This is a genomic window from Luteolibacter yonseiensis (genome assembly GCF_016595465.1).
GTDB lineage: Bacteria > Verrucomicrobiota > Verrucomicrobiia > Verrucomicrobiales > Akkermansiaceae > Luteolibacter > Luteolibacter yonseiensis.
Window position 1 is genome coordinate 892956 of sequence record NZ_JAENIK010000011.1, and the last position, 19084, is coordinate 912039.

The window sequence follows — 19084 nt, forward strand, 5'->3', positions numbered from 1 at the left end:
ATCAGGGTGTCGCCAGTTCCACCTCCAGCCGGATGAACAGTTTGGAACCTTCATCCTGCCCGCCGCCGGGTGCGGGTAGCGGGATGCCGAGCCAGCCATTCTCCAACGGTGGAATGGTGCTCGTTTGTGAATCGAACAACACGGTTGGCCATGTGGTCAGATCGTTCGTTCCTTTGACACGCCAGATGAGGTCGGGCTTCGTCGCATCATAGCGGAAGCGGAAATCATGGTTTCCGCCGTTTTTCAGCAACTCCGGCAGCAGCCCGGCCACCGGATCATACGGTCCGACCCCCAGAGCGTAACGGATCAGGTTTTCCACGCCATCACCCGAGGGATTCGCCTGGGGTCCGGAAATGTTGTCATCCGCGAGGTCCGCCGGATTGGGGAACGAGGCGATCCGCCAGTTCGCATAGCGTTCCGGAAGCTCCCTGCCTTCGACCGTCAGGTTGTCGAAGCGGTTGTTGCCCGCCGTGCCGCCGCCGGCTTGCTGGAAGGTGACGCGCACGGCGAAGGCGGGATTGTTGTCTGTGTCAGGCAGGTTGCGGAAATCGAGAACCTTCACTTCCGGAACGCCGTCCGCGATCGCGAATGTTTCGAAGGGAACATAGTTCGTTCCGTCCAAGGTGTAGGAAACGGTCTGTGTGCCCGCGCCTTGGCCGGACCGGCGGGTCTCATAACGCAGGATGATGTCTTCGAATCCGGTCGTGGGCGCCTTGATGTCAACTGTTTGACCGATCGGAAGGTTCACTCTCAGGTGGGAGCCTGCGGCGTTGCCGAGGCGGGAGTTTGCCGCCGCGAAGTCCTGGCCCGTTCCGGACTCCCAGGTACCGCTGACGGTGATGGCGCCGCCGCCGCTGGTGCGGGTGGGCGTGAGCAGGGGAGCGGGGGTGTTGAAATTCCAGTAATGGACGAGCTGGACGGCCGGGGCGGTCGCGGCGAACTGCACGGGCAAGGACCAATGTCCCCAGTTCCCGGTGGCGTCCTTGTGCCGGACGCGCACGCGGTAGGTTTTTCCAGCTTCCGCCATACCCAACGGAATGCTGAAAGCGCCGGGAGCGGTTGTCAGGGGGGCGGATGTGGCCAGTGCCTCGATTTCGTATTTGCATGGCTTGCTTGAATCGTAACCCGGAATGCCCGGTGCCGAGATTTCGGCGATGCGCCACTGCCATGCGGCGAAGGTGCCGGATCCCTGCGGATCGGAGAACGCGCCCGAGGTGAAATCCAGACCGCTGGTCGGGAAACCGGGATCGCCGGTGGCGGTGAGGGTGGGAGTGTTTGGGTAATCGTTGTTCGGCGCGGTGCCCGGCTCGACGTTCGCATTCGCATAGCCGCCATAAAGGGATTCCCATTCGAGATACTTGTAGCCGTAGCCTTTCTGGCGGTTCACGTCCGGGTCGTTTCCTCCGCCCGCGGTGTAGGTTGCCTTGCGGACCCACGGCGCGGCGCCCGCAGGGTAGGTGTTCGTGGAAAAATCGACGAACCATTTGATACGGTTCGGGAAGTCCGAAAAACCGTCGCCATCGGGATCCGCCAGAGTCCGTATCCATGAGCCGGTGCTGACGGTGCCGTCGAGTCCGCCGCGGCTGTCGGTCATGTTCGCGCGGTAGAAATTTCCGGAATGCCCGCCGGTCGTGCGGGGATTGAGATTCCACACCGCCGCATCGAGATTCGCCCATGTCACGGTCTGCCCCGTCGGGTTCACCAGCGAGGCATACTCGTGGAGAAGCTGGCCGATCTGTCCGCCGTCGGCTGCTCCGTCCGACGCGAGCAGGTCCATCAGTTCCCGGCAGCGGTTCCGGTATTCCCGCGCCAGCGCCGGATGCCGCATGATGGCGAGGATGCTGGTGGGCTGGCCGGCGACGGTCACGCCATCCATCGTACCACCCCAATGGTGGGCGGGGATGAACTGCATGTCGAAGTCATAGCCGAGGATCTCCCACTTGTTGTCGCTACTGCGATGGTAGTAGCGGTAGTTGTCTCCGGGACGGACATCCACGTTCCCGATCAGGCGGTTGATGGCCATGAAGGTGTAGAGTTTGTCGAGATCCATGTTCGCCCGGTACCATGCCTCGGTCTGTCCGCCGGCCGCCAGGCTGTTGCGGAAGGTGATCCAGTCCGAGGAATCGACAGGCTGTCCCTCGCCCTGATGCTTCTTGTCACCACCACCGCCTTCGATGGAGTAGACATTCCCGTCCGGCAGATTCCGTTCGTCCAGGAAGTTTCCTTCGGTGGGTTCGATGGCGAGGTAGAGGCCCCACAGGTCGCCGGTGTATTGATCGGCGGGCGAGGTTTCAACCGCATCGTCGATCACCCGCCAATGCACGTAGTGGGTGCGGAAATTGGTGTTTCCGGCAAGTTCGAAGATCCGGGCCGATGACGCTTCCTCGACACCGGCGGCTCCCCGGTTCACCGGTGCCCAGGGGGCGGCGTTCGCGTTCAGAATGAGGTTGTTCCACGTTTCCGCGTATTTCCTTCCCCAGTTGTCGCGTGCCACGAGATCACGCGTGCGGTTGAAGAAGATGTTCCACTTGTTCTTCCCCGCCTGATAGGTCGAACCGATGCCCCGGTTCTTGAATTCGATGTGGTCATAGACGATGCCGTCGTAAACGATGGTGCCGCGGAAACGCATGCCGTTGTATCCGCCGGAGTATTGCGAGTTATTGACGTCGGTCGCATCCGCGATGAGCTGGTAGGTCCGCACGTTCGGCAAACCGGAGACCGGATAGGTCACCGTGGGTGCGCCGGGACGGATGGTGCCTGTCCAGGCAGGCACTCCATTGTAAACAAAGTAGGCGAAGTTCGGCTGCTCGTCATCGGTATAGGGGACGGTCTGCGGATTTCCAAGGCTGTCGGCGAAGCTGATCCTGTAGCGGACGAGGCGGCGGTGCGTTTGCAGGGAGGCGGGAAGGACGGCGGTGAAATTCGAATCGCCCGCAACGGCGTCGCCGTTGGTTCCATTGTCCACCATCGGCACGCTCGTCCAATTCGTCAGATAGTTGGAGTCCGTCAGCCGGATGTAGCCTCCGGGATCCACCAGCTGATAGGAAAGCGAAACAGCGCCCATTCCGTCCGGATCGGTGATGCGGGCGGTGACGGTGACTGGCACGTTGGCAACGGGTTGCTGCGGCGTGTGGGCCACCTGGCGGATCTGGGGTGGAACAAGGGGAGTGGTGATCCGCGAGGAGTTCGCCGCGCCCGGAGTGGGGGCCGTGTCATTGGGGACGGCTGGTTTGAACAGACCGGCATCGAAGAAATAGTCGCTGCTGCCGGTGCTTTCGTTGAGCGAGTGGACGCACAGCACGTTGGTGCCTCCGCGCAGGATGTTCTCTCCATTGACCACGGTATTGAAGGTGAATGTCTCCCACTCCGTGGCGGGGTGCCCATCTATCGAGCCACTGTAATTGTAGGGAATCTGTCCGGACGGGGCGGTTACGCTTCGCGCCACTTCCACTCCATTGATCCATGCGACGAACGCGTCGTCGTGACGGATACTGAGGCTGATCCGGGTCGGAAGGTTCGACGCCATCGTGAAATTCTTCCGATAGTAAACTGTGCGGTGCACGTTCCGCATGGCATTGCCGGCATTCAGATTGGTGGCGATGGTGTAGGAACCGCCATAGCCGAAGGGCGCGGTGGAGGAGCTCCATGCCGCGTCATTGTAGCCGAAGTCGCGCCAAGCCGCCACCGGAGCGGACGCCTCGGCGGTGCCGCGTTTGTATTTCCAACCGCCGGACGAGGGAGAAATATAGGAAACCTCCGCCGTGCCAGGGGAATTGGATGAACGCCATGATCCGCCGACATCGTTGTCCAAAGCGGCGTTGACGAGTTCCATCGACGAGCCGGCGCCATCGGCCGAGGTCGGCCACGGGAATCCTTGTTGATAGGATACCGTGTCCTTGAGGTTGTTGGAAGCGTCACGCAGTTCGATGGTTTCCCCGCTGTTGGAAAGTTTGCCGCCATAGGGGCCGAGGGCGGAGACTCCGTACTTCGCCAGTAGGGTGGCGGGATCTTGGGCGATGACAATGTAGCCGCCGGGATTGAGCGTGGTCCCCGAGGGGAAGGTGAAGGTGATGCCGTCGGCAAGCTTCCAGTTCGCCAGGTCCACCGCCGAGTCGCCTGGATTATGCAGTTCGACGAATTCCAATGGAATGGGGCCGAGGGTGGCATCGTCGTCAGGATGGTAGTGGATTTCATTGATGACCGGCGTGGAGTTCACCAGAGAGGTGGTGGCGAAGGTGTCGGACGAGTCCGCCCATGCGGTGCCCGCCCCATTGATGGCGCGGCAGCGGAAATAATAGGTGGTGTTGGTGGTGAGTCCGGCGACAAAACGGGTGAAATTTCCCCCATCCACCCCCACCGCCGCGGAATGGGTCCACGATGCGGGATCGGTCCCTCCGTCGGTGAGGCCGTAGAAAATGGTGATGTCCGGAGGATCGTTGCCATCATCCGTCACCTCGCCGCGCAGGGTGGCGGTCGTGCCGGTGATGCCGGTGGGAGCCGCGTTTTCCACTTGGGCGGACGTGATGGACAGAGTGGTGAACGTGGAGGTGTTGGACGCCCACGAACCGCCGCCCGAATTCGCGGCGAAAGCCCTGAAAAAATACGGTGTGGCGACCTGCAGTCCGGTGGCGGTGCCTTTGCCGGAACTGTCGATGGAACCCGGAGGAATGGAAGCCTGCCAATCGCCAGGAGTATCGCCTCCGTCGGTGGTCCCGTAGTAAATTGTGATTGCCGGAGATTCCCCACCGTTCGCGGTGATCACCGCACCCAGGCTCGCGCCGCGCGAACCGATGTTGGTGGCGTTTCCCGTAACGACGGTCGGGGGGAGCGGCGAGGTTTCGAACGACTCCTCGTTTGACCAGGAATCACCCGCGCCGTTCGTCGCCCGGGCGATGAAATGGTAGGTCGTGTTCGCGGCGAGTCCGCCGATCTGGGTGGAAAAAGCGGCGGATTGGGTGCCGGTGAGGGTGGTGCTGTGCTGCCAATCCGCCGGAACGTTGGCTCCGGAGGAGCTTCCCCAGAAGATGGTGACCGTCGGTGCGGAGTTTCCGACAGATGTCACTTCTCCGTTCAATGTCGCCGTCGCCGCGGTGATTCCGGTGGCGGGCAGCGTTGACAGAACCGCCGATCCCGGAGGGAACAGAGGACTGGCATCCAGCCGGATGTTGTCAAAATGGGACCTGCCCTCGCCGCGGGCGCGGAGGAGGATCCGGATGGTTTTGCCGACCGCGGAAGGATTGGCCTGCGTATCAAAAACCAATGGCGGCGCATCCGCGAAGGTGCCCGCGGGGACGGTGCCGTAAACACTGTGGGAGCCGGTGGCCCTCACCACCCCGGTGGAATCCGCCAGCAGGTATTGGGTCTGGTTGCCTGGAGACGTCAGGCCGGATCGGTTCCCTACTCCGACGGTGAGAGTGTAGCGTGTGTTCACCTGATACGTGACACCGAGATCCTGCCACACGTCGTAATCCTGGACCATGCCAAGGTGATCCGTGCCATCGGATGAGAAACCATTGATGTACTCTTCAAAGGAGCTTCCGTTGTTCGGCCCACCCGTGCCGGTCCATTCCGGGCCGATGGCGCTGCTATACCCTCCGGATGTCAGGGTGTTTCCTTCGAAGGAAAAGTCTCCGATCGACACGGGGGCTGCGGTCAGGGGCTGGAAAATGAGCGCGGCAAGGCTCACCAGTCGCGCGAGGCGGGTGTGGAACATCATGGGTTTGAAGGGAAATGATACGCCGGTTTCCGATGGTTTCTCCAACAAACGGGACGTGATTGGAAAAACTCCCCGAGTGGGGTGGTCCGTCTGGTATCCGGCGATGGTATCTCCACCGGATACCGGTTCTGGAATCTTCCATTCGGGTTAGTGGCGGACCATTTCCTCAAGCGTGCGTCCCGCCGCGAGGATGGAGTAGTCGTCGTAGGTCACCTTTTCCGCGGGCGGCCAGAAGATTCCCGCTGCGATCCGGCCCGCCACCCATTCCGCACAGGCTTCCGCAGCCTCCAGATCGGCTGGCTCGAAGCCGCTCCATTCATGGATCGCCACATCCGCCTCTGTCGATCGAAGGGTGAAATAACACGGAGCCGGCATGGGGTCGCCCCGTTTCACCAAGGCCGCCGCATAGAGCGGGAGTTGCAGGTTATGCCAAAGGAACTCCGCGGTCTTCCCCTTGTCCTCGCCGAGGTAAACGGCCGGACATTCCCGGCTGAGATGGGAGGCGAGAGTGGTGCCGGATGTCAGTTTTTTCCGGTGCGCCTTGTCCACGCTGTCGACCTTGCCTGTTTTGTAATCCAGCACCCGCAGTCTGCCGGATTCCCGATGGCGGTCGATGCGGTCGATTTTCGCGACGATGGACGCACCGCCCACCGGCAGTTCCACCTTGCGCTCGACATCCACGACCTCCCAACCGTCGATTCTGTTGGCCGCCTGCACGCGGGACAGCCAGAGGAAGCGCTGGCGCAGCGCCTCGGTCTGGATGCGCACGGCGAGAGGGGATCTCTTGCCAAACCACTCGGCCACCACCCGATTGAGTTCGGCGGACAACCAGTCGTGGATGGCCTCGGGTTTTTCAAAATCCCGTGCCTCCGTGTCGCGCCCCCAGCGTTCCAGCACCTCGTGGGTCACATTGCCGAAATCCCGCGCGTTCCATTCCGCCCGCCCCGTTTCCGAGCACTGCATTTTCACCGCGTGTTTCAGATAATAGCGGAAAGGGCAGGCGAGGTAGTCGCCGAGGGAGGTGACGTTCAGGCGTTTCGGCGGCTCCACGGTGCGTGGTTGCCACTTCCAGTCGGTTTCCCTGCGCAATCCGGCTTCGGGTGGTTCGACCTCCTTGAAAAGAAGTTTCACACGCCCCGGGAGCTCGTCCCGGCCGGCGGCCAACAAAAGGCGGGACGGCAGCAGTGACTCGCCTCCCGCACCGTTCTTCCCACAGATCACATCCACCCGTCCGCCATCCTTGCGGGCTTCCAGCATGGAATGATAGAGGAACGCGTCCCGGGCCGCCCGATCCGAGTCCTTGATGAGTCCGAGCCTGTCCCGGCCGGCCTCGCTCAGCCATGGTTCGCCGCCGCCTCGTGCGGGCACCTTGCCATCGTTCATGCCGCAGAGAACCAGATGCCGTCCCGGCTCGTGGAAAAGCTCCAACCATCCCTGAACATCCAGGACCCTGCCGGCAGGTGGTAGCGGAACAGGGGAGGGGATGCCGGAGAGCATCAGCTCGATCCAGAAGGTGGCACCCCGCCTCACCTTCTCCATCAAGGGCACGGCATCCGCCAGCCATTGCGCCATTGCCGCGGATGTTTCCTGGGTCTTCGGCCCGCAGCGGGCGAGCACGCCAAGCATCCGCTCCATGGAGCCAGCGAAATTTTCTCTCAGGAAACTTGCCCGCCAGTTTTCCAACCCCTCCGCCGCGGCAAGCAGTTCCTCCGCCGCGACCTTGTCCGCGTCCGTGCGGAAAGTTTCGGCTGCGATCCGGCGGCGCAGATCATCGGTTCTCGCCACCATCCAGCGATCCCGGAGTTCCGCCAGGGTTTTGGCTTTCTGCGCGCGTTTCCCCGATACCAATACCCCCGTTTCCGGCAGGGCCAGCAGATTGGACATCGCCGCCAGCGTCGGATCGCCAAGCCACGCACTCCATATCCTGAACCAGTGCGTCAGGCCTCCCGTCACCCCGATCGCCGCCGGGTGAAATGTCGGCCAGCCTTCCCGGGTGAACGCGTGCGCCAGTTCCTCACCCACTTCCGTGTCCGCGGAGCCCAGGGCGACTTCGTTCGATGGTGTCCCCATTTCGCCGACGACCCTCAGGGCCTCGACGGCTTGCTGGCGTGGGTCCGCCACCACCTGTACCGAACCGTCCGGCCATGGTTGGCGGCGTTCGGTCCATGATTCAAGCGCCCTGCCGATGGGGGAAAAACCGGCAGCCTCATTCTCCGGCGCACCGATGAGCGCTGTCACCCGCTTCTCCCAAGCCAGCCAGGCGCGCTCGACCAGCGGTGGCATTTCCGCGACGCCTGCCAGGACGATGCGGGAAATCCCACCGGGCATGGACAGGCCTTCCGCGAGGATCCGGCTGCGGCTCTTTTCGCCCCAGCTCTGCAATTTTTTTTCCACCAACTCTTCCAACCTTGCGAGCGCCTGCCAGCGTTCCGCCTCCACCGTGTCGCGGAGTTTCCACGCCGCATTCGCCATCATCAGCCCGTTTTCCTGCAACGAATGCCGTAACCGGAGCATCTCCTGGGCGAGTCCGCCCGCCCAGTTCCGTTCCTCGCCCGGTGGTTCGGGAAACAACGCGCCGAATTCCGACCAATCTCCGATACTTTCCAAAACCTCCACCCAGGCCACCCGCTCGCTCCAATCTGTCGCCGCAACGGCATCACCGAACTGCAAAAACGAACCAGGTGTCACCACTTGCGGCGACATCACGGCGCCTGCCGCCTCGGCCAATGCCTCACGCAGCCGCCGTCCGCTCTGCGCGGTGGGCACCACCACCATCATCCCCGGCAGTTCCCCGCGCCGCTCCAGCAGCCAGGCAACCGTCTTCGCTAAAAACGGCCGGTCCCATCCGAGAAATACGCGCTCCACCATGGAGTCGAGCATCGGTGTGGAGGCTTGTGATGGGAATCAATTATTTCCCCCAATCCTCAGGCATCCACGTTGGCAGTCCGGCGATGGAGTTGCGGGCGGCTTCGCTGGTGGGGACGCCCCATGCCTGGAAGAACGGGCCGAGATTTTTTCCCGCCGCACGGGAGAAGCGGGTGAGCCATTGGTCGCGTTTCCCGTCGTCGTTTTTCGGACGTTCGCTGTCGGGGAGGGCAAGGTATTCGGCGAAGACCTTCTTGTAGGTGTCCCATCCGAAACCGGCGCGCAACTGGTCATACATGGTCAGGGCGAGGAACGGGTCGCTTTTCCAAACGGAGAATTTTTCCGAATCGGGGAGGGCGAGATAGGCCTTGAGGCGTTTCGCGACCTCGGGCGGATTCATGGCGTCGTGACCGGTGCCGGGAGGCAGCTTGCAGACGGTCTCCGAGACGTAGAGCGAGTAGAGGTTGCAGGTGACCTCCACGGTGCCGTCGAAGGTCCAGTCTCCTTTCTGGTGGTTGTGGCCGAGTTCGTGGAAGTGTCCCCAACTGCCGGCTCCGAGTTCCCTGGTGGAAAGCGACTGCTCCACACTGTGGTCCAGCCAGGTCATGATGGGATAGCCGCTGTGCATGTAGCCTGCGGAGATCTGCACGTCCGGGACGATTCTTTCCGGGCGTTTCCGTTCGCGGGGGATGGCGCTGAGGTCGGCCTCCGCGTCCAGGATCTTGTCCCAGAGGGTGAGGAGTTCGTCAGGATTCTCAAGACGGCGTATCTTTGCGGATGGGACACTCAGGATGACCTTGCCGGTCTCCAGCTCCGCCCATGGCGCGGGGTGGTCACGGAGGGTCTTTTTCCAATCGGTGACCTTGGTTTTTCCGAGGACGAAGTGCGGGGCTTCGACCGCTCCGGAAATGGTGACCTGGATGGTGACGTGCGGGGCCTTTTCCGGGATATCGATGTAGATCAGTCCGCCGAACGGACTGGCGACGGAGGACTGCGGTTCCTTCAGCGGTTCGCGACGGGAGATTTCCGGGACTCGTTTCCAATCGTCCAGGTGCCACAGGGTGTCCGAGTGGCAGCCGATGCGCACCGACAGACCCTTGCCCGCCGTTTCCCGTGGAATGGTGATGCGGATGACTTCTCCGGGCGCGGCATAAAGTCCGGTGCTGTGCCACTGCGGAACCGCGGCGTCGATGTCCAGGGTACGGCTGACGCGTGGAGCGGATTTCGGAACAGGCCCGGGAAACACCTCGGCGGCGGGGTGGGGGCTGATCTGTTCCGGTTTGGTGTTGCGGAGCAGTTCGAGATCACGGGTGAGCATGAGCCTGCCGAGCGCGTCGGAGGAGCGGACGGGTTTGGCCTCGGTGGGAACGGGTGATCCCTTGCCGCCAAGGGTAGCGATTTTCGGCAGGAGGATCTTGTCTTCGGGTGAGATCGAGCGGATGGCATCGGACAAGGTGGCCGCACATTGGGCGAGGGCGGGAGGATCGAGTTTTTCCTTCCCCATGCGTCCGGATGCCAACGCGTCCAGCGCGGTTGTGGCGTTGAGGAGCGTGAGATTGCCGCCGGTGGAGAAGCCCTGCGGAAGTGTCTTGTCAGGAGTGCCGGCGGTGAAAGCGAGCCCTGCTTTCTGGAGCAGGAGATTTCCAGGATACTCGCCGGCGAGCTGGGCGTTTTCCTTGCGAAAGATCTGCACCCAGCCCCAACCGGTGGCTCCGGCCACCAGGCCTCCGCCGGATTGGATGAATTTTTCCAACGGGGCGATGTCGTCATTGGAGATCCAGAACGGTGCGACGAAAACGACGTCGAGACGGGAGATCTTCGTCGCCCACTCCTTGTCATCAAGCGCCACGGTGTCGAATCCCGCGGCTTTCAAATGCTCCATCAACGGCTCGTTTTTCAGGATGCCGATCTTTGGCTTCGCCTTGTCACCCGCGGCCCAGCGGGCGATATTGGGGAGCAGCGCGCCGTTGTCCGCGGTTTTCTCCGGTTTGAGGAACCCGTCATGACCAAAAACAACGATGCGTCCCTTCTGCCAGCGCGCTGCGGCGGCGATGGGGAGCAAGGCGTTTTTTCCATCCTTCCCTGCAACCAGAGGGAAGGCGTTCGGCCCGAAGGCTGTCACGCCACCCGGCAGCCCGCCGGTGTTCACCGCGCTCACGCCCTTCAGCATGGCCGCGCGGTCCGCATCATCAGTGGGTGCCGCAGGAACGGGAGCCACGAGGCAGGCGATGACAAGGGCGATCGAGAGGGTTTGTTTCATGGGTTTGTTATGGAATTATCTCGTGTTACGAAGTGGTTTTTTAAATTTTTTCGTAAAACAACGGACCGATGTGACCGCGCCTCCAATCCGCTGACACAAAAGCCCCGCGATCTTCCAATCGCGGGGCCTGTTCGCCGGGGGAATTCCCGCCCGGCTTGGAAAATCAGGCGAGGACCTGCTGGTGGAAGCTGTGCCAGTCATCGAGATTGTTCAGATTGATGGCGTCGCGGATCTTGCCTTCGTCGGGGATGCCGTTGGCACCGAGGATGGAGGTGCGCACGTCATCGGCATGGATGTAACCGGCGATGTCGGCATTGAGCTTCGCGACGGCGTCAGGATCCAGCGAGCCGCCGGATTGTTCGAGCACCCAGGCCTCCAGCTCGGGATAGGTGGGTTTGCTGTTGGAGATGAATTCCTCGAAGGCCGCCTTATCGAGACCCAGACCGGCGAGAACCATGCCATCATAGCCATTTCCGCAGGAGGGGTAGTCCGGGTGGAGTTTTCCAGCGGCACCGAGGGATGCCTTGAGCCAGAGGCGGGGCAGGTGAAGGACTCCGAGCGGGCCGGCGGTGCCGGAACTGATCAATGGGATGAATTGTGACATGGTATTCGGGATGGTTTGAAAGGTGAGCATATCAATCGGGAAACCGGGGAGGATTGCAAACCTTTGTTGCCGGAAAGCCCGTGGATTACCGGAACTTTAGCATTTGATCTCCCGTGCCTATGGTTCAGCTTCCTGCCCGCCGCATCTCCTGTGCGGAAAAATTTCTCACTCCAAATCACTCACACCGCTATGTGGAAAGGCCGCTTCTCCCAAGACACGTCATCACTCGTCCAGCAATTCGGCGAATCCATTTCGTATGACTGGCGTTTGTTCCCGCACGACATCGCCGGATCGGTGGCCCATGCCCGCGCCCAGCTCAAGGCGGGGTTGCTCACGGCGGAGGAATTTTCACAGATCGAGAGCGGCCTGATGGAAATTCTCGGCGATATCGAAGCCGGGAAATTCGAGTTCAAGACATCCCTCGAGGACATCCACATGAACATCGAGGCCGAGCTGACCAGGCGCATCGGCGCGGCGGGAGCGAAACTGCATACCGCCCGTTCGCGGAATGACCAGGTCGCGACCGATACCCGGCTCTACACCCGTGCGGAGATCGACGGACTGCTCGCCGCCATCACCGGCCTGCAAGGAGCCCTTCTTGATCGTGCGGAAAAATACGCCGCCACCGTCATCCCCGGCTACACCCACCTCCAGCGCGGCCAGCCCGTCACGGCGGGACACCATTTCCTCGCTTATGTGGAAATGCTGGAACGCGACAAGTCCCGCCTCGCGGACGCCCGCAAGCGGTTGAATATTTCCCCGCTCGGATCAGGCGCGCTTGCCGGCTCGACCATCAATCTCGACCGCCGGGGAATCGCGGAGGAACTCGGTTTCGACGGTGTCACCCGGAACTCGATGGATGCCATCGCGGACCGTGACTACATCGCGGAGGTGCTGTTCGTCATCTCGCTCTGCGGCGTGCACCTGTCCCGCCTCAGCGAGGATCTCATCCTGTGGTGCTCGGCGGAGTTCGCCTTCGCCGCGCTTTCCGACGCACACACCACCGGCTCCTCGCTCATGCCGCAGAAGAAGAATCCGGACGTCTGCGAACTCACGCGTGGCAAGACCGGCCGCCTTGTTGGAAATCTCATGAACCTGCTGGTCGCGGTGAAAGGCCTGCCGCTCACCTACAACCGGGATCTTCAGGAAGACAAGCCGCCGCTTTTCGATTCCGTGGACACCCTGCGTCTCATCCTCGCCGTGAACACCGAGATGATCTCGGCGATGGAACTGCGCGAGGAAAACTGCCGCGCCGCCGCCGCGGACCCCATGTTGCTCGCGACGGATCTGGCGGACTACCTGGTGAAAAAAGGCGTGCCCTTCCGCCACGCCCACGAACTCGTCGGCAAGGCCGTGGCGCAAGCCATCGCGACGAAGACGCCATTGGACCAGCTCGACCTCGCGGCCATCGATCCCGCCTACGGACCGGACGCGAAGGATGTCTTCTCATTGGAAACCGCCCTCGCCGCGCGGACCAATCCGGGAGCTCCTTCGATTGCGAACGTGCTGGGTGAGATCGCGCGGTGGAAAAGCGCGCTGGCTTGAACGAGGCGGAGTTTTCCTGTGAAACGGTTTTCAAAAACGGATCTGGTGAAGCCTGGTCACACCTGATGGCAGACAGACATGCGGGAATAGTGTATGGCCAGCCTTGGCCGTCCGGAGTTCACGATTCATAGTGCTCTTCCGGGCGGCTGGCGGTGGATAACGGCCCGGGCTTATGAAAGAGGCAAGCTGAAGCTTGAACTCCGGGCTTCGTCACGGAGGACCATCGTCGGAAGGTTTCCGGCGCCACACGATTCATCGTGCTCTTCCGGGGCGGCTGGCGGTGGATAACGGCCCGGGCCTATGGAAGAGGCAAGCTGAAGCTTGAACTCCGGGCCGCGTCACGGAGGACCATCGTCGGAAGGCTTCCGACGATGGTTGGCGGAGCACTTCAGCGGATCTCCTCCGCACCGAAATACGGCACGAGGGCTTCCGGAATGCGGATGGAGCCGTCGGGCTGCTGGTATTGTTCCAGCAGTGCGACGTAGAGTCGTGGCAGGGCGGTGCCGGATCCGTTGAGCGTGTGGGGGAAACGGTTTTTCCCTTCCGAGTCCTTGAAACGGAGCTTCATGCGGCGCGCCTGATAGTCGGTGAAGCACGAGCAGCTCGAGACTTCGAGGTATTTGCCGTGGCCGGGAGCCCAGACCTCGATGTCATAAGTCTTCGCCGACGAGAAGCCGATGTCACCGGTGCAGAGCTCGATGGTGCGGTAGTGCAGTCCGAGTTTCTGAAGGATGGACTCGGCGTGGCCGGTGAGCTGCTCCAGCACTTCGAATCCATGGTCGGGGTGGACGATCTGGACGAGCTCCACCTTGTCGAACTGGTGCATGCGGATGATACCCTTGTTGTCACGCCCGGCGGAACCCGCCTCGCGGCGGAAGCACGGGGTGTAGGCGACCATTTTCACCGGCAGTTCGTTCTCGGCCAGAATGGTGTCGCGGTAGAGGTTCGTCACGGGGACCTCGGCGGTCGGTGCGAGGAAAAGGCTGTTCACACCATTTTCATCGGCATCTGTGCCATACATGTCGTCTTCGAATTTCGGCAGTTGGCCGGTACCCTCCATGCACTCGCGTTTCACGAGGTGCGGCACGTTGACTTCCTCGTAACCATTGGCGGTCTGGGTATCCAACAGGAAATTGATGAGCGCGCGCTCCAGCCTCGCCCCTTTTCCGCGATAGACGACGAAGCCCGAGCCGGCGGTGCGGATGCCGTCGTCCCAATTCACCAGACCGTGCTTGAGCGCGAGCTCGACGTGGTCCTTCGGTTCGTTGAGTTCCGGTTTGGCTCCCCATTCACGCACGACGGGGTTCGCGGTTTCGTCACTGCCGACGGGGCACGCGTCGTGCGTGAGGTTCGGAATGTTCAACAGCAGCTCCGCCTGGCGGAGCGATGCCGCCTCCGTCTGGACATCGAGCGCGGTGATCTGCTCGTTGATGCCGCGGACCTCGGCCTCGATGGCGGAGGTATCCTCACCCTTGCCCTTGAGGATGCCGATTTGTTTGGAAATGGTCTTGCGCGAGTTCTGGAGCTGCTGCTTGGAAGTCTCGGCGGTGCGGCGTGCCTCGTCGCAGGCGAGCACGTCGTCAACAAGCTTCCAGTGATCGCCACCCCGGTTTTTGAGGCGATCTTGAATGGCGGCGGGATTTTCGCGGATGACGCGGATGTCGAGCATGGCGGCGCGACTGTCGCGGGCGATGGGGTGGTGAATCAACGCGAATTTTCAGGAAATGCGTCAGCCCCGGAGGCATGCGGGCGGACAACCGCGTTTTTCAAATCGACTTCCGCAGGGGTTTCCGCTTCCAAAAGGCGGATGCAAGGACGTGCGACATCTCCTGAAGCGATGGAAGACCTGGGCCGTGCCGCCGCGGGGTTGGCGGGGCCGGGCAGCGTCTTCGCCCTCGTCGGCGGGCTGGGGGCGGGAAAAACGCATTGGACGAAGGGTTTTGTCGCGGCGGCGGGGTCTTCCTCGGTCGTGACCAGTCCGACCTTCGGTCTGGTGCATGAATATCCCGGTGGCCGGTGGCCGGTGTTTCACCTGGATTTCTATCGGCTGGAATCCGCCGATGAGCTGGTTGCGCTCGGGTGGGACGAGTATCTGGACCAAAATGGAGTGATCATCGCCGAGTGGGGGGACAAATTTCCGGAGTTGCTGCCGCCGGAAACGGTCTGGCTGCAATTCTCCGTCGATCCGGATGGCGGCCGGACGGTGCGGGAGATAAGGAATTAGAGACCGGTGGTCATCGCCTGATTCGCGACATTGCCCACGCCCTCCACCACGCGTCCGGCGGAACGGGCCAGGGCACCGGGCAGGCCGCAGGAATTCAGGGACAGCAGGAGCGCCGCAAGGGAGAGGGTCTGGAGGGTTCGTTTCATGAGTCCGGGATCATGACCAGTGCCGACCCGGAGTCAAGCCGGCTCGCCGGGCTCGAAAAACAGCGTCAGTTCGTGGCGGTTGTAGGTGAGATGGGTTCTCGCGAACAATTCGAGTCCGGAGGATCGCGCGATGGCGACGGCCCCGGAGTAAAGCTCGTTCATTTCCGCAAGGCCGGTGACGCCCGGCGTCTTGAGGGTGAAAATGACAATCCCTCCCGGATTCAGATTCGCTGAAAGCCGGGCGACCTGGCGGATTGCCTCGAGCGCGTCTCCGTTCATGTCGGAAAGGATGGCGTCATAGCGCATGCGGGCGTCCGGCCTGAACGCGGCCACGTCCATGAGGGCGAAACGCAGTCCCTTGACCTTGTCCAAACGCTTGTCGAGGGGCGCGCGGTCGATGGCCGTGACCTCGTAGCCGCGGCCCAGAAGTTCGGAGGTCATGCCGCCGGGGCAGGCTCCGAGTTCGAGCCAGTGGCTGCCCTTTGCCGGCGCGGCGCGGTGCATGAGCAGGTAGTGGAGAGCCTCGGCGATTTTCGCGCCCGCCCGGCTGATGGTGTCGGGGCTGTTCTGGCTGATGTATTTCGTACCGCCCGGATAAAACCCGTTGGCATCTTTCGGACTCCGCATGCCGCAGAAGAGGCCTTCTTTGCCAATCAGGCAGAAAAGCGTCTGCCGGCGGCTGTCCTGCGCCTCCACCTCCTTGAAGGCGGCGACGGCTGGCGGGAACAACTGGAGGGCGCGGCCGCGGAGATTCGAGGCGAGGGTCTTGTAATAACGGTTCGTCGCGCTCGGATCGAGCTGGCCGATGAACACCGCCTGCGGGTTCCTATGGGCGAATTTGCGAAACATCGCCTGTGCGGCTTTTTCCACAAAGCCTTCCATCTTCTCCGGGTTGCACGGCCAAGCGTGCTCGACAGGCAGGTTCCACCTTACCAACGCGGCGGACTGTGACCGTGTGACCGCCTCCGGATCCGGAAGCTGGATCAGGTAATACTCCGTTCCCAGCTTTTTGGAAAGCTTCCCATCGAGTCCTTCCACAATGTCATCCGCGTGGTCGGCGAAGACTTCGGAAATACGGACCAGCCAACCGGCGGGTGATGAGGTGGGAGCGGAGGAATCCAAAATAGAGGTCACTTTCTGCGGGAGAAGTAGCGGACTGTCGCAGGTCAGGCAATGCCCGTTGTCGGATTGTCCGCGATGGGGATTCATCCCACGTTTCTCAGCTCCACCTCGCTGATGAACGCGGGAGGAATCTGGTAAATGTTTCTCGCAAGCCAGATCTCCGCCTCCGCGCGGGTTTTGAAAATCCTCATACGGTCGGTGGCGCGCATCCAGTGGCACAACATCCGCACGGCCCCGTGCGTGGCCGAATGGGTCACCACATAGGCGAGCCAACCGTGTGAACGGCTGGGGCCATGGCGCATCACGAGGGCGAGCCGCAGGATCTCGTTTGCGGAAATGTCCAGATCCGCCTCGCTAAAATCGATCAAACCATGGAAATCCGCACGCCAGGCCGGATCCGCCGCGATGCTGCACTGGACCGCTTTCAGATCCGCCAATCCGGTTTTGCCGTGGTATTTTTCAATGCGCAACCGACGGTCGTTGTCGATCCAATAGCTGCCCACCGCATCCAGGCAAGAATCATAGGTTTGTAAAAATCGCATGGTGCCCGGACTATCACATCCTGCGGCGGACCGCCCGCGTAAAAATCAAAAACCAGACGATTCCGTCCGGTCAGCGGCTCAGGTCTTCCTGATACATCAGGCGGAATCCGCTCTGGTGGAGGATGGCCACCGCGAATTCGTAGTCCTCGACGTGCATCGCAAGCATCGACTGTCCTTCGGGGCAGGGGAGCAGGGCATAGGCGAAATCGATGTTTGTCTCCGCGATCATGAGGGAATCCAGGCACTGGAGGAGGCCAGGGCCGGCTTCGCGCATCGCGACGACGACCAATTCACAGGTGGTATGCGGGATGCCTTTCTCAATGAACAAATGTTCCGTCGCCTCCGGATCGGAGACGACGATGCGCGCCACCGTGGCATCGCGCGAGTCCTGCACGCTGAGTCCGATGACTTCGATGGCCTGCGAGCGCAGGAGCTTCACCATGGCGGCGAGCGCGCCGGCACGGTTCGGCAGCAGGACGGAAAACTGGCGGACGGGCTCGCCGTGGTCAATGATGGTATCGGACTCCATGGCGGGCAGGCTATCTTACCCGCGGGGGCCGCGCAAGGGGATCGTCCGGACAGAGCCGCTGGCTACGTCCTGGATCACCATCTGGTTCGGGCGGACGTCGGAAATGAAATATTCCGAGCCATCCGTCGCCCTGAAGCGTTGTCCGGGAGTGGCAAGGTAGCGTCTGCCCGTCGCGGCGTCTTCCACCAGTGCCACGGGATCATGCGAGTTCGCGGGCACGCCCGAAATCCATTCGCGGGTGCTGCCGGTGGTCTCATCCCTTACCTGCACCGTCGCGATTTCCTCTGGAAGGCCCTGGCTCACCTTGCCGGATTCCATACGCTTCCGGACCTTGACGACGAGGAGGTTCGTTCCCGGAATGAGCGCTCCCGTCCTGACCTTCACCTCGCGGTCGCCGTTCCTCGCAAGGCTGACGGTGGCGGTGTCGCCTTCCACTTTTTTCACACTCACCGGCGTTTCCGTTTCCCGGTAGTGGCGCATTACGAGCGGGGGCATGTCGAATGTCGTGCCGGGGGGCGGGCCGCTTGCGGATGTTTTTGCAGAGGTTCCGGAGCTGGAAACCGGAGTGCTGAGTGTTTCTCCGTTGATCGGGATGGCGTGATCGTGGGCGGGCTTTGCGGATGTGGGCCGACCTGTCTCATTTTCCGCTGCAGGAGGTCCGGCGTTGGCGGCGTCCACGTAACTGTCCATGGATTCCGCGATCTTCTCGGGTGTTTCCAATACCAGCTCATCGGCATGGGGTTCGCGGGAAATCCGGGTGGCGATCTCCGGGTAGCCCGCAGCGGTGGCGATGTCCACCGCGGTGCGGTTGTCCGCGTCCCTGGTGTAGCGGCTCGACCCCAGTTCCAGCAGCAGTTGCACCGCATCCGCATGACCGTTTTCCGCCGCGACCATGAGGGGAGTGCGCCCGTCGTCCATGCGGGTGTAAACGGAGGCGCCGAAGTTTGTCAGCGAGTCGATGACATCCGTACGTCCGACAAGCGCGGCGAGCAGGATCGCGGAATCGAGGCTTTCGCGATCATACGCGGCGAGTTCCGCCACCGATCCGGGCCTGCCTTCGCGCACCGCGAGCATGAGCGGTGCGAATCCATCCTTGTCCTTCAAGGTGGGGTCCGCGCCCTGGCGCAGCAGCCAGTTCACCATCTTCGTTTGATTCGCCACCACCGCCACCATCAGGGGCGTGCGGTCCGCGTTACCGCGCTGATCCACGGGAAGCTTGCGATTCAGGAGGAACTCCGCCGATTTCTCCGCTCCCTCCCGCGCGGCGATGTGAAGGGCCGAGTCGCCATCCGCGTTCCGGGCGTCGGCGTGGAATCCCGCGGCGATGAATTTCTGCAAGGCGGCCCAATCGTTCTGGGCGCTCGCCCGGAACCAGCCCTCGGCGGTGAGTTGGTAGCCGGCCTCTTTCAAATCCGCCTTCTCGACGTCCCCCGGCTTGTTGCAGGAAACGGGAAGCACCGCGATGGCAGCGGTGAATGCCAGGCGTGCAAATTTCCCCGGGAATCCGCTCATGAAAAAGAGGATTACTACG

12 protein-coding genes are annotated in these 19084 nt (G+C 62.1%); 2 read left to right on the forward strand and 10 right to left on the reverse strand.

Annotated elements, in window-relative coordinates; all coding sequences use genetic code 11:
* Position 1: 1 nt before the first annotated feature.
* The 4 genes from JIN84_RS13615 to JIN84_RS13630 form a co-directional block, all read right to left on the reverse strand.
* On the reverse strand, positions 2-5716 hold the full coding sequence (locus JIN84_RS13615; protein WP_200351590.1) for a lamin tail domain-containing protein: 5715 nt from the start codon (positions 5714-5716) through the stop codon (positions 2-4).
* A gap of 147 nt (positions 5717-5863) precedes the next feature.
* Positions 5864-8596 carry a PD-(D/E)XK nuclease family protein gene (locus JIN84_RS13620; RefSeq protein ID WP_200351591.1) on the reverse strand — a complete coding sequence of 911 codons (2733 nt, stop codon included), beginning with the start codon at positions 8594-8596 and terminating at the stop codon, positions 5864-5866.
* A 28-nt stretch (positions 8597-8624) separates the two neighbouring features.
* Positions 8625-10841, reverse strand: coding sequence for a M60 family metallopeptidase (locus JIN84_RS13625; RefSeq protein WP_200351592.1), 2217 nt, complete (start codon positions 10839-10841; stop codon positions 8625-8627).
* Positions 10842-11004: 163 nt separating this feature from the next.
* Positions 11005-11445 carry a DUF5069 domain-containing protein gene (locus JIN84_RS13630; RefSeq protein ID WP_200351593.1) on the reverse strand — a complete coding sequence of 147 codons (441 nt, stop codon included), beginning with the start codon at positions 11443-11445 and terminating at the stop codon, positions 11005-11007.
* 189 nt (positions 11446-11634) lie between these two features.
* Between JIN84_RS13630 and argH the strand changes: the two genes are divergently transcribed.
* The gene (gene argH, locus JIN84_RS13635; protein WP_200351594.1) at positions 11635-12990 is read left to right on the forward strand and encodes an argininosuccinate lyase; all 1356 of its coding nucleotides are present in this window, start codon (positions 11635-11637) and stop codon (positions 12988-12990) included.
* A gap of 388 nt (positions 12991-13378) precedes the next feature.
* Here the strand turns inward: argH and serS are convergent, their stop codons facing one another.
* Complete coding sequence (gene serS / locus JIN84_RS13640; RefSeq protein ID WP_200352035.1) at positions 13379-14659, reverse strand: serine--tRNA ligase; 1281 nt, start codon at positions 14657-14659, stop codon at positions 13379-13381.
* Between the two features lie 138 nt (positions 14660-14797).
* Between serS and tsaE the strand changes: the two genes are divergently transcribed.
* On the forward strand, positions 14798-15214 hold the full coding sequence (gene tsaE, locus JIN84_RS13645) for a tRNA (adenosine(37)-N6)-threonylcarbamoyltransferase complex ATPase subunit type 1 TsaE (protein WP_200351595.1): 417 nt from the start codon (positions 14798-14800) through the stop codon (positions 15212-15214).
* On the opposite strand, the gene JIN84_RS13650 is transcribed toward tsaE, so the two are convergent.
* The 5 genes from JIN84_RS13650 to JIN84_RS13670 all read right to left on the reverse strand — a co-directional run bounded on the left by JIN84_RS13650 (position 15211) and on the right by JIN84_RS13670 (position 19065).
* Positions 15211-15360: a hypothetical protein gene (locus tag JIN84_RS13650; RefSeq protein ID WP_200351596.1), complete on the reverse strand. Its 150-nt coding sequence runs from the start codon at positions 15358-15360 to the stop codon at positions 15211-15213. The genes tsaE and JIN84_RS13650 overlap by 4 nt on opposite strands.
* Positions 15361-15393: 33 nt before the next feature.
* Entirely contained in the window at positions 15394-16569 is a 1176-nt protein-coding gene (locus JIN84_RS13655) for a class I SAM-dependent methyltransferase (protein WP_200351597.1), read from the reverse strand.
* Complete coding sequence (locus JIN84_RS13660; protein ID WP_200351598.1) at positions 16566-17024, reverse strand: hypothetical protein; 459 nt, start codon at positions 17022-17024, stop codon at positions 16566-16568. The genes JIN84_RS13655 and JIN84_RS13660 overlap by 4 nt, the downstream gene beginning before the upstream one ends.
* A 70-nt stretch (positions 17025-17094) precedes the next feature.
* Complete coding sequence (locus JIN84_RS13665; protein WP_200351599.1) at positions 17095-17553, reverse strand: hypothetical protein; 459 nt, start codon at positions 17551-17553, stop codon at positions 17095-17097.
* 15 nt (positions 17554-17568) lie between these two features.
* Positions 17569-19065, reverse strand: a complete 1497-nt coding sequence (locus JIN84_RS13670) for an ankyrin repeat domain-containing protein (protein WP_200351600.1) — start codon at positions 19063-19065, stop codon at positions 17569-17571.
* Between the last annotated feature and the right edge of the window lie 19 nt (positions 19066-19084).

Bases quoted from the DNA above. Each gene is read 5' to 3' on its own strand.
- serS (WP_200352035.1), bottom strand. From the start codon at position 14,659: ATGCTCGACATCCGCGTCATCCGCGAAAATCCCGCCGCCATTCAAGAT.
- JIN84_RS13650 (WP_200351596.1), bottom strand. From the start codon at position 15,360: ATGAAACGAACCCTCCAGACCCTCTCCCTTGCGGCGCTCCTGCTGTCC.
- JIN84_RS13625 (WP_200351592.1), bottom strand. From the start codon at position 10,841: ATGAAACAAACCCTCTCGATCGCCCTTGTCATCGCCTGCCTCGTGGCT.
- JIN84_RS13670 (WP_200351600.1), bottom strand. From the start codon at position 19,065: ATGAGCGGATTCCCGGGGAAATTTGCACGCCTGGCATTCACCGCTGCC.
- JIN84_RS13660 (WP_200351598.1), bottom strand. From the start codon at position 17,024: ATGCGATTTTTACAAACCTATGATTCTTGCCTGGATGCGGTGGGCAGC.
- JIN84_RS13615 (WP_200351590.1), bottom strand. From the start codon at position 5,716: ATGATGTTCCACACCCGCCTCGCGCGACTGGTGAGCCTTGCCGCGCTC.
- JIN84_RS13665 (WP_200351599.1), bottom strand. From the start codon at position 17,553: ATGGAGTCCGATACCATCATTGACCACGGCGAGCCCGTCCGCCAGTTT.
- tsaE (WP_200351595.1), top strand. From the start codon at position 14,798: ATGCAAGGACGTGCGACATCTCCTGAAGCGATGGAAGACCTGGGCCGT.
- JIN84_RS13620 (WP_200351591.1), bottom strand. From the start codon at position 8,596: ATGCTCGACTCCATGGTGGAGCGCGTATTTCTCGGATGGGACCGGCCG.
- JIN84_RS13655 (WP_200351597.1), bottom strand. From the start codon at position 16,569: ATGAATCCCCATCGCGGACAATCCGACAACGGGCATTGCCTGACCTGC.
- argH (WP_200351594.1), top strand. From the start codon at position 11,635: ATGTGGAAAGGCCGCTTCTCCCAAGACACGTCATCACTCGTCCAGCAA.
- JIN84_RS13630 (WP_200351593.1), bottom strand. From the start codon at position 11,445: ATGTCACAATTCATCCCATTGATCAGTTCCGGCACCGCCGGCCCGCTC.